The sequence below is a fragment of the Streptomyces sp. S6 genome (assembly GCF_054880855.1).
Window position 1 is genome coordinate 1 of record NZ_JBTYMC010000714.1, and the last position, 737, is coordinate 737.

Genomic DNA, 737 nt, shown 5'->3' on the forward strand with positions numbered 1-737 from the left:
CTGACGTGACACCCGTGGCCGGTCGCCGCTGCGGTCCCGGTAAGGTCGCCCCATGTGGCTCGACTGCACACCGCTCCTCGACGACGAACCCAGTGAGCTCCAGGTCGCCCTCGGCGGACTCGTCGAAGTGCGCGCCGGTCGCGATGAGCCGGCGCACCGCGTCGGGGCCCTCGGTGACGAGGATGCGGACGGCGTCCTCGTCACACAGGCCCGCGCCGGCGACGAGGGTGTCGTCCAGGTGCTGTTCGGGGGTGTCGCCCTCGCCGAGGGCCGCCGCCACGCCGCCCTGGGCCCAGCGGGTGGAGCCGTCGTCGAGGCGGGCCTTCGTGACGACGACGGTGTCGAGGCCGGCGGCCTCGCAGCGCAGGGCGGCGGTCAGGCCGGCCACGCCGGAGCCGACGACGACGACGTCGGCGGTGATCGCCCAGCCGGGTGCGGGGGCGTGAAGGTAGGGGCGAGCGCGAAGCGCTCTCGGCCAAGGGTGGTGGTGGGCGACGGGCGGGCGTATGCCTGTGGTGCTCACGAGGCGGCTCCGAAGGTCAGCGGGAGGTTGTCGATCAGCCGGGTCGTCCCGACCCGGGCGGCGACGGCGAGGACGGCCTCGCCGGTGAAGTCGTCCCCGATGTCCGTGAAGTCGGCGGGGTCGACGAGGGCGAGGTAGTCCAAGGCGATCGGCGGGTCCGCGCGGAGGGCCTGGTCGAGGACCGTGCGGGCCGCCGCGCGGATGCCGGCCGGGC

At 75.2% G+C, this 737-nt stretch carries 2 protein-coding genes; both read right to left on the minus strand.

The window, feature by feature from the left end:
• Positions 1-508: FAD-dependent oxidoreductase (locus ACVNF4_RS36655; RefSeq protein WP_461807127.1), on the minus strand; the 508-nt coding region annotated here is incomplete at its 3' end.
• An 11-nt stretch (positions 509-519) separates the two neighbouring features.
• Positions 520-737: pantoate--beta-alanine ligase (locus ACVNF4_RS36660; RefSeq protein WP_461807126.1), on the minus strand; the 218-nt coding region annotated here is incomplete at its 5' end.